This is a genomic window from Intrasporangium sp., from assembly GCF_030452765.1.
Classification (GTDB): domain Bacteria; phylum Actinomycetota; class Actinomycetes; order Actinomycetales; family Dermatophilaceae; genus Intrasporangium_A.
In genome coordinates this window covers 1-8,311 of sequence record NZ_JAKDLO010000186.1, presented here as the reverse complement: position 1 = coordinate 8,311, position 8,311 = coordinate 1, and the positions used below count along the sequence as shown (strand labels likewise).

Annotated in this window: 11 protein-coding genes and 1 tRNA gene; 10 read left to right on the top strand and 2 right to left on the bottom strand. The window is 71.6% G+C overall.

The window, feature by feature from the left end; genetic code table 11:
- Nucleotides 1–183: 183 nt before the first annotated feature.
- Both L0H79_RS18460 and L0H79_RS18455 read right to left on the bottom strand, forming a co-directional pair.
- The gene (locus L0H79_RS18460; protein ID WP_301486107.1) at nucleotides 184–804 is read right to left on the bottom strand and encodes an isochorismatase family protein; all 621 of its coding nucleotides are present in this window, start codon (nucleotides 802–804) and stop codon (nucleotides 184–186) included.
- Entirely contained in the window at nucleotides 801–2,111 is a 1,311-nt protein-coding gene (locus L0H79_RS18455; protein WP_301486106.1) for a nicotinate phosphoribosyltransferase, read from the bottom strand. The genes L0H79_RS18460 and L0H79_RS18455 overlap by 4 nt, the downstream gene beginning before the upstream one ends.
- 67 nt (nucleotides 2,112–2,178) lie before the next feature.
- On the opposite strand from L0H79_RS18455, the gene clpS reads away from it, so the two are divergent.
- The 10 genes from clpS (at nucleotide 2,179) to L0H79_RS18405 (ending at nucleotide 8,187) form a co-directional block, all read left to right on the top strand.
- Entirely contained in the window at nucleotides 2,179–2,469 is a 291-nt protein-coding gene (gene clpS / locus L0H79_RS18450; protein ID WP_301486109.1) for an ATP-dependent Clp protease adapter ClpS, read from the top strand.
- Nucleotides 2,469–3,077: a DUF2017 family protein gene (locus L0H79_RS18445; RefSeq protein ID WP_301486105.1), complete on the top strand. Its 609-nt coding sequence runs from the start codon at nucleotides 2,469–2,471 to the stop codon at nucleotides 3,075–3,077. The genes clpS and L0H79_RS18445 overlap by 1 nt, the downstream gene beginning before the upstream one ends.
- Nucleotides 3,078–3,135: 58 nt before the next feature.
- Nucleotides 3,136–3,903 carry an MBL fold metallo-hydrolase gene (locus L0H79_RS18440; protein WP_301486104.1) on the top strand — a complete coding sequence of 256 codons (768 nt, stop codon included), beginning with the start codon at nucleotides 3,136–3,138 and terminating at the stop codon, nucleotides 3,901–3,903.
- A gap of 23 nt (nucleotides 3,904–3,926) precedes the next feature.
- Nucleotides 3,927–4,712: a ribonuclease PH gene (gene rph, locus L0H79_RS18435; RefSeq protein ID WP_301486103.1), complete on the top strand. Its 786-nt coding sequence runs from the start codon at nucleotides 3,927–3,929 to the stop codon at nucleotides 4,710–4,712.
- Nucleotides 4,709–5,329, top strand: coding sequence for a non-canonical purine NTP pyrophosphatase (locus tag L0H79_RS18430; RefSeq protein ID WP_301486102.1), 621 nt, complete (start codon nucleotides 4,709–4,711; stop codon nucleotides 5,327–5,329). The genes rph and L0H79_RS18430 overlap by 4 nt, the downstream gene beginning before the upstream one ends.
- Nucleotides 5,326–6,882 carry a molybdopterin-dependent oxidoreductase gene (locus L0H79_RS18425; RefSeq protein WP_301486101.1) on the top strand — a complete coding sequence of 519 codons (1,557 nt, stop codon included), beginning with the start codon at nucleotides 5,326–5,328 and terminating at the stop codon, nucleotides 6,880–6,882. Before L0H79_RS18430 ends, L0H79_RS18425 begins: the two co-directional genes overlap by 4 nt.
- Before the next feature lie 58 nt (nucleotides 6,883–6,940).
- Nucleotides 6,941–7,021, top strand: a tRNA-Leu gene (locus tag L0H79_RS18420).
- Between the two features lie 32 nt (nucleotides 7,022–7,053).
- Nucleotides 7,054–7,527, top strand: coding sequence for a thioredoxin-dependent thiol peroxidase (gene bcp / locus L0H79_RS18415; protein ID WP_301486100.1), 474 nt, complete (start codon nucleotides 7,054–7,056; stop codon nucleotides 7,525–7,527).
- Between the two features lie 46 nt (nucleotides 7,528–7,573).
- Nucleotides 7,574–7,843 (top strand): DUF3618 domain-containing protein, encoded by a 270-nt coding sequence (locus tag L0H79_RS18410; protein WP_301486099.1) that lies wholly within the window; start codon nucleotides 7,574–7,576, stop codon nucleotides 7,841–7,843.
- A 50-nt stretch (nucleotides 7,844–7,893) separates the two neighbouring features.
- Complete coding sequence (locus L0H79_RS18405) at nucleotides 7,894–8,187, top strand: co-chaperone GroES (RefSeq protein WP_301486108.1); 294 nt, start codon at nucleotides 7,894–7,896, stop codon at nucleotides 8,185–8,187.
- The last annotated feature ends 124 nt before the right edge of the window (nucleotides 8,188–8,311 follow it).

Below are 8,311 nucleotides of genomic sequence, written 5' to 3'. Positions count from 1 at the left end.
ACGTGACGCACACGTACCTGGACCGGGGCGAGTTCCCGGTGCATGTGCAGACCACGTGGGGTGCGGACTTCTCGCTCGACGGCTCGGGCTGGGAGCCGGTCCCGGACACGGTGACGGTCGCCGGTCCGGCCACGAGGATCACGGTGCGCGAGGCCCGGGCCGTCCTGGTCAACGACTGACGACTCAGCCGGCCTCGGCCACGAGCGGGCTGCCCTCGAGCCCGACGCCCGCCCGCTCGAGCTCGCCCAGCGCGGCCTCCGTGGTCGCCCTGGCGACCCCGGCCGTGAGGCCGAGCAGCACCCGCGTGTCGAAGCCCTCGCGCTGCGCGTCGAGCGCGGTGGCCCGTACGCAGTGGTCGGTGGCGATGCCGACGACATCGACGCGGTTCACACCTCGCTCGCGCAGCCACTCCGCGAGCGTCGAGCCCGCCGGATCGTCATCGCGCCCCTCGAACCCGCTGTAGGCGGCGGCATACCGCCCTTTGCGGAAGACCGCCTCGACCGCGCCCATAGCCGGGACGAGGTTGGGGTGGAAGGCGGCGCCGGCGCTCTCGGCGACGCAGTGCACCGGCCACGTCGCGACGTAGTCGGGCGCCTGCGAGAAGTGCTCGCCCGGGTCGATGTGCCAGTCCGCCGTCGCGACGACGTGGTCGTAGTCGCCGGCGTGCTCGCGCACCAGCCGGGCGATGCCGCCCGCGACCTCGGATCCGCCGGCCACCGCGAGGGAGCCCCCCTCGCAGAAGTCGTTCTGGACGTCGACGATGACCAGGGCGGTGGTGCCCGGCCGGGGGTCCTGCGTGTTCACTCGTGCTCCTCGTAGAGCGTCGGGATGACCGGCTCACCCCGGGAGAGCTGCATCGCGGCCGGGGGCAGCTCCGCGAGCGCGGCCGCATGCCGGTCGCGGGCCGCGGTGAGCTCCTCCGCTCCCACGATCTCACCATCGGTCACGAGCGGGGTCATCAGGGCCCGGTCGTCGCCGTCGCTGCTCGGGGCTCGTCCCACCCCGATGACCTCGGCCGTCGCGACGCCGTGCTCGTTGCGTCGCCGCATGGCCCACTTGCGCCCGCCCACCGACCGTTTGCCCTTGCTCTTCTTGGCAACCCCCTCGAGCCGGCCGGCACGGCTCTCACGCGCGACGAGCTTGTAGACCATCGAGGCGGTCGGCGCGCCAGACCCCATCACGAGGGCCGTCCCGACGCCGTAGCCGCTCACCGGAGCCGACGCCAACGCGGCGATCGCGAACTCGTCGAGGTCGGAGGTGACGATGATCCGCGTGTCCCGGTTGCCGGCCGCGTCGAGCTGGGCGCGCACCTCGGTGGCCTGGCTCAGCAGGTCGCCGGAGTCGAGTCGCACCGCCCCGAGCTCCGGGCCCGCCACCTCCATCGCGAGCTCGACCGCCTGGCGCACGTCGTACGTGTCGACGAGCAGCGTCGTCCCCCTGCCCAGGGAGGTGACCTGAGCGGTGAACGCGGCCCGCTCCGAGTCGTAGAGCAGCGTGAACGAGTGCGCCGCCGTGCCGGTCGTCGGCACGCCGTAGCGGCGTCCCGCCTCGAGGTTGCTCGTCGCCGTGAAGCCGCCGATGTATGCCGCTCGCGACGCCGCGACGGCCGCCTCCTCGTGCGCCCGGCGGGCTCCCATCTCGATGCAGGGCCGGTCGCCCGCCGCCGAGGTCATCCGGGAGGCCGCCGACGCGATGGCCGTGTCGTGGTTGAGGACCGACAGGGCCACGGTCTCCAGGACGACGCCCTCGGCGAAGGTCGCCTCGACGACGAGGACGGGCGAGCCGGGGAAGTAGCACTCTCCCTCGGCGTAGCCGCTCACCTTCCCGGTGAACCGATAGGTGGACAGGAACTCGATCGTCGTGTCGTCCACGACCTTGTTGTCCTTCAGGAAACGCAGCTCGTCCTCGCCGAAGCGGAAGCCCTGGACGGCCTCGAGCAGCCGCCCTGTGCCCCCCACCACCCCGTAGCGCCGGCCGTTGGGCAGGCGCCGGGCGAAGGCCTCGAACACGCAGCGACGGTGGGCCTCACCGGACTCGAGGGCGGCCTGCACCATGGTCAGCTCATAGTGGTCCGTCAGCAGCGCCGTGCTCGGCGACGAGTGCGTGGTCACGGTCCACACCCTATTGGGCGGGGCCTAGGGTGGATTCGTGCGCGTGCTACCCGGCCTGACGATCGCGATGTCGATCGCTCCCACGCAGGAGGAGGTCGCGGAGACCGGCGGGCTGCTCGCCCCGGAAGTGCCCTGGGTGACGATCGTGTGGAACGACCCGGTCAACCTGATGTCCTACGTCACGTGGGTCTTCCAGACCTACTTCGGCTACAAGCGGTCCAAGGCGGAGCGGCTCATGCTCGATGTCCACGAGAAGGGCCGGGCCGTCGTCTCCAACGGGCCGCGCGAGTCCATGGAGCGCGACGCCGAGGCACTGCAGGGCTACGGGCTCTGGGCGACCTTCGAGAAGGACGAGTGATGGCCCGCGCCTTCGTTCGCGACGGAAGCCGATACGTCGCTGTTCTCGACGACAGCGAGCGGACCGTCCTGGCCGGGCTCATGGAGCAGACCCGCGTCCTGCTCGCGCCCGAGGTGGAGCCGACCGGCGACGAGTGGGGGGATCTCGTCGCGTCGCTGGGCGTCTCCCTCGGCGGCGGGCGCGTCGCCGAAGCGGGCCCGGGCGAGGCGCGCGACCCCGCCCTGGACCGCCTCCTGCCTGCCGGACACCGAGGCGACGACGCCATCGCGGCCGAGTTCCGGCGGCTCACCGAGGAAGGCCTGCGACAACGCAAGAGCGGCAACCTCGACGTGGCACTGGCGCGGCTCCGAGCGACCCGGCGAGGCCGTGTCGTGCTCGACCATCGTGAGGCGGCCGCGTTCGTCATGGCGCTCACCGACGTGCGGCTGCTGCTCGGCGAGAGACTCGGCCTGCGCACCGAGGAGGACGCCGATGCGCTCTACGAGTCCCTCGACGACCTCGACGACGACGAGCCGACGGGATACGCCGTGGCCTGGTACGACTTCCTCACGTGGCTCCAGGAGACGCTGACGGTGGCGCTCATGGGGGAGCCGGGTCCGAGAGTGTGACGCAGGTGACGGCTCGCCGGGCCACGAGGCAGCCCCTCCAGCACCTACCCTCGTGCCCGTGGACGTGACGATCGTCGGCTGCTCGGGCTCGTTCGCCGGACCAGAGTCGCCGGCCTCGAGCTACCTCGTGCAGTGCGAGCACCAGGGCCGCACGTGGAGCATCGTGCTCGACCTGGGCAACGGCGCCCTCGGTGCACTCCAGCGGCACATCCGCCCCTACGAGGTCGACGCCGTGCTGCTCAGCCACCTGCACGTCGACCACTACGTCGACCTGTGCGGCCTCTACGTGATGATGAAGTACGTCCCCGGTGGGCCTGGCCGGGACGTGCTGCCGACGTGGGGCCCGGCCGGCACCGGCGAGCACCTCGCCCGGGTCTACGGCAGCGTCGACGTCGAGAACGTGTTCGGCGTGTTCGCCTTCCACGACCTGTCCGACGGGGCCATCTTCAGGATCGGCCCGTTCACCGTGACCGCGCTGCGGGTGCGCCATCCGGTCGAGGCCTACGGCTTCCGTGTGGAGGCAGAGGGCCGGACCTTGGCCTACACCGGTGACACCGACCTGTGCGAGGCTCTCACGCCGCTGATGACCGGGGCCGACCTCGTCCTGGCCGACGCGGCGTTCGTCGAGGGCCGCGACGCCGTCCAGGGCATCCACCTCACCGGGCGCCGGGCGGCCCAGGCCGCGGTCCGAGCCGGAGGCGTGCGGCGGCTCATGCTCACGCACATCCCCGCCTGGAACGACCCGGAGCAGTGCCGCGAGCAGGCACAGCAGGTGTGGTCCGGGCCAGTCGAGGTCGCCAAACCGGGAGCGACCTACCAGCTCTGAGAGCGACGGTTAGCCTTGCCGCCATGACGCAGCGACACGACGGGCGAGCACCCGACCAGACTCGCGAGGTCCGCATCACGCGGAACTGGCTCGACCACGCCGAAGGGAGCGTCCTGGTCGAGTTCGGTCGCACCCGCGTGCTGTGTGCGGCCTCGTTCACGCAGGGCGTGCCGCGCTGGCTCAAGGGCAAGGGGGCCGGCTGGGTCACCGCCGAGTATGCGATGCTTCCCCGCGCGACGAACACCCGCTCGGACCGTGAGAGCGTCAAGGGCCGCATCGGCGGACGCACCCACGAGATCTCCCGCCTCATCGGTCGGAGCCTGCGCGCCGTCATCGACACGAAGGCACTCGGCGAGAACACGATCGTGCTCGACTGCGACGTCCTGCAGGCCGACGGCGGCACGCGGACGGCCGCGATCACCGGTGCCTGGGTCGCCCTCGCCGATGCGGTCGAGTATGCCCGGGCCCACGGGATGATCGGCGCGCAGGCGCGACCCTTGACCGGATCCGTGGCCGCCGTCTCGGTCGGCGTCGTCGCGGACGGTCAGGCCGTCCTCGACCTCGACTACCCGGAGGACTCGACCGCGCAGACCGACATGAACGTCGTCATGACCGGCGACGGCCGCTTCGTCGAGGTCCAGGGAACGGCCGAGGGCGAGCCGTTCGACCGCGACCTGCTCGGCCGCCTGCTCGACCTCGCGGCCAAGGGTTGCGCAGACCTGGCCGTGCGACAGCACACATCGCTGGCCGGTGGGACCGCCGACCCGGGCAGCGCGGAGGAGGCACCGACCGAGGCGGCGGGCGAGTGAGCCGCATCGTCCTGGCGTCCCGCAACCACCACAAGGTCGAGGAGCTACGCGAGATCCTGTCCGACGCGTGCGCCCGTCTCGGCGCCGAGATCGTCGGGCTCGACGAGTTCCCCGAGGCCCCGGACGTCGTCGAGGACGGCATCACCTTCGTCGAGAACGCCATTCTCAAGGCCACCTCGGCGGCCCGCGCCACCGGGCTACCCGCCCTTGCCGACGATTCCGGGCTCACCGTGCAGATCCTCGGCGGCTGCCCGGGGATCTTCAGTGCCCGCTGGTCCGGCGGTGGCGGTGACCGCGCGAACCTCGAGCTCCTGCTCGCTCAGCTCGGTGACGTGCGCGACGAGCACCGCGCCGCCGCCTTCGTCTGCGCCGCGGCCCTCGTCCTGCCGGACGGGCGCTCCGCGGTCGAGATCGGGTCTCTCCCGGGAGCCGTGGCGCGCGCTGCGCGGGGCGACCGCGGTTTCGGCTACGACCCGATCTTCGTGCCGGCCGGCCAGGACGACGGCCACGAGCGGACCCTCGCCGAGTACCGCGCGGAGGAGAAGAATGGGGTGTCACACCGTTTCCTCGCCTTCCGGGGGCTTGCCCCCCACCTCAAGGAGCTGCTGACGACATGACCGATGGCGGCCCTGCGGGGGCGCTCACGAGCGATGGGCAGCGCCGACCGCCGGTGCTGTCGGCCATCGACGGGATCGTCGCCGGCCTGCTGACCACCGGCATCGCCACGCTGCTCGCCGCCCTGATGACCGTGGTCGGCGCGAGCGGCGGGCAGCCGTCACCCGTCGCTGCGGTAGCAGGGGCCTTCATCGACCGGACTCCGCCCTGGCTCAAGGACTTCGCGGTCACCACGTTCGGCACACACGACAAGCTGGCTCTCCTCGTCGGCATGCTCGTCGTCCTCACGGTGATCTGTGCCGCCGTGGGGGTGCTGCTGCGATGGCGGGTCCCGTGGGCCCTTACGGCGTTCGCTCTCGTGGGTGGGATCGGGCTGGTGGCAGTGCTGAGCCGGCCCGGCGCGTCGCCGACCGACGCGGTCCCGACCATCGTGGGAGTGCTCGTGGGGCTGTGGTACCTCGCGCGCGGCACCCAGCCGACCCCTCCGGCCGTCACGACGAACCCGACCCGACGCCTGGTGCTCGGGACGATCGCGGGTGGGACAGCGGCATACATCGGCTCGACCGTCGGAGGGCACGCCGCTCGGGCCACCGCCTCGCGGACGGCCGCCGTGGGTCCGCTGCGGGTGGCCAGCCGTGTGTCGATCCCAGCGGGTGCTGATCTCAAGGTGCCGGGACTGGCGCCGTTCATCGTGCCGAACGACGCGTTCTACCGGATCGACACCGCGTTCGTCGTGCCCCGCATCGACGCCGACTCGTGGCGGCTGCGGGTCACCGGGATGGTGGATCGGGAGGTCGAGATCGACTGGAACACCTTGCAGGACAAGGAGATGACCGAGGCCCTCGTCACCCTGACCTGCGTATCGAACGAGGTCGGTGGAGACCTCGTCGGCAACGCGACGTGGACGGGCTGGCCGGTGCGCGACCTGCTCGCGATGGCCGGGCCGAGAGCCGGCGCGGACATGGTCCTGCAGACGAGCGCGGACGGCTTCACGTGTGGCACGCCGCTCGGAGCCCTGACCGACGATCGCAACGCCCTGCTCGCGGTCCGGATGAACGGTCAGCCGCTGCCGTTCGAGCACGGCTTCCCGGTCCGCGTCGTGGTGCCCGGTCTGTACGGCTACGTGTCCGCGTGCAAGTGGGTGACCGAGCTGAAGGTGACGACCTTCGCCGCGGACGAGGGCTACTGGACCCCGCGCGGGTGGGCGGCGAGAGGGCCGGTCAAGACCGAGTCCCGGATCGACGTGCCCCGCACCGGGTCGAGCGTCCCGGCCGGGAGGGTCGCGATCGCCGGCGTTGCCTGGGCTCAGCACCGGGGCATCTCCCGGGTCGAGGTGCAGCTCGACGACGGGCCCTGGCAGCAGGCCCGCCTGGCGGCCGACGCGAGCACCGACGCGTGGCGACAGTGGGTCCTGCAGTGGGACGCGCCGCGCGGCAGCCACACCATCCGGGTACGGGCCACCGACGGCACCGGTCAGGTGCAGACCGCCACGACGGCGCCCCCTGCTCCCGACGGCGCGAGCGGCTGGCACACCGTCACCGTCCGGGTCCAGTGAGATGGCTGGGCTCGGTCGCCGCGAGCGAGGTGGCCGCGGCAACTACAGTGGTGGCCGCGCGGACGTGGTGGAACTGGCAGACACGCAGGATTTAGGTTCCTGTGCCTTGTGCGTGCGGGTTCAAGTCCCGCCGTCCGCACCCGACTTCCGGAGTTGACGAAGGAGAAAGAGATGAGCGACCGTCTGGAGCCCGGTGACAAGGCACCCGAGTTCAGCCTGCCGGACGACGCCGGGGCCACCGTGGCGCTGGCCGACTTCGCGGGCCGCAAGGTCATCGCCTACTTCTACCCGGCGGCGATGACACCGGGTTGTACGACACAGGCCTGCGACTTCAGCGACTCGCTGGAGTCCCTCAGGCGGGACGGCTACGAGGTCGTGGGCATCTCCAAGGACAGCCCCACCAAGCTCGCGAAGTTCCGGGAGCGGGACCACCTGACGATTCGGCTCCTGTCGGACGAGGACCTCTCGGTGCACAGGGCCTATGGCAGCTACGGGGAGAAGAAGCTCTACGGCAAGACAGTCGAGGGGGTGCTCCGGTCGACGTTCGTCATCGACGAGCAGGGCGAGATCACCCACGCGCTCTACAACGTCAAGGCCACCGGTCACGTCGCGAAGCTACGTCGCGACCTCGGGCTCGGCGGCTGAGCCTGAGGGGCCGATAGAGTCGGGACAGCCGTCGAAAGGAAGCGACATGAGCCAGCCCGCGATGTCACCCAGTGCCATCGAGCAGGAGATCGGCGAGGCGCGGGGCCGTCTCGAGTCCACCGTCAACGAGCTGGCCTACCGTGCTCAGCCGAGGGTGATCGTGCAACGCCAGGTGGACGACCTCAAGCTCAGGCTGACCGAGGCGACGCACACCCCCGAGGGCGACCTGCGAGTCGGACGGCTCGGTGCCGCTGCTGCGGCTGTGGTCGGGATCGCGGTCCTCGCCTTCATCGTTCGCCGGCGTCGCAACCGTTGACGTCGGTGGCGCAGCGTCCCCCGGCAGCGGCTCCCGGGCTGCCGATCCGGATGCTGCACGACCGGGTGCTCGTCTCCCTCGAGACAGAGGGGGAGCGACGCTCCGGTGGCGGCATCCTCATACCGGCGACGGCGACGGTCGGCAAGCGGCTGGCCTGGGCCGCGGTCGTGGCCGTCGGCCCGAACGTCCGCCAGGTCGAGGTCGGTGACCGCGTCCTGTTCGACCCCGAGGAGCGGCTCGAGGTCGAGGTGCAGTCCAAGGGCTATGCCCTGTTGCGAGAACGCGACATCCACGCGGTCGCGACCTCACGCATCTCTGACGAGCAGACCGGGCTCTACCTCTGACCCCGGTGCCACGCGGGGCGGCCCACCGTCGACCTGTGGCGAGCGTTGGACCTGCGAAGGGGCCCCCCCCGGGGGGGGGCCCAGAGCGCCCTGCGCCGCCACGGGCGCGGCCGGCGTCGCGGAG

Excerpts from the sequence above, each read along its gene's own strand:
- clpS (WP_301486109.1), top strand. The coding sequence starts at position 2,179 with ATGTCGATCGCTCCCACGCAGGAGGAGGTCGCGGAGACCGGCGGGCTG.
- L0H79_RS18445 (WP_301486105.1), top strand. The coding sequence starts at position 2,469 with ATGGCCCGCGCCTTCGTTCGCGACGGAAGCCGATACGTCGCTGTTCTC.
- rph (WP_301486103.1), top strand. The coding sequence starts at position 3,927 with ATGACGCAGCGACACGACGGGCGAGCACCCGACCAGACTCGCGAGGTC.
- L0H79_RS18425 (WP_301486101.1), top strand. The coding sequence starts at position 5,326 with ATGACCGATGGCGGCCCTGCGGGGGCGCTCACGAGCGATGGGCAGCGC.
- bcp (WP_301486100.1), top strand. The coding sequence starts at position 7,054 with ATGAGCGACCGTCTGGAGCCCGGTGACAAGGCACCCGAGTTCAGCCTG.
- L0H79_RS18410 (WP_301486099.1), top strand. The coding sequence starts at position 7,574 with ATGAGCCAGCCCGCGATGTCACCCAGTGCCATCGAGCAGGAGATCGGC.
- L0H79_RS18405 (WP_301486108.1), top strand. The coding sequence starts at position 7,894 with ATGCTGCACGACCGGGTGCTCGTCTCCCTCGAGACAGAGGGGGAGCGA.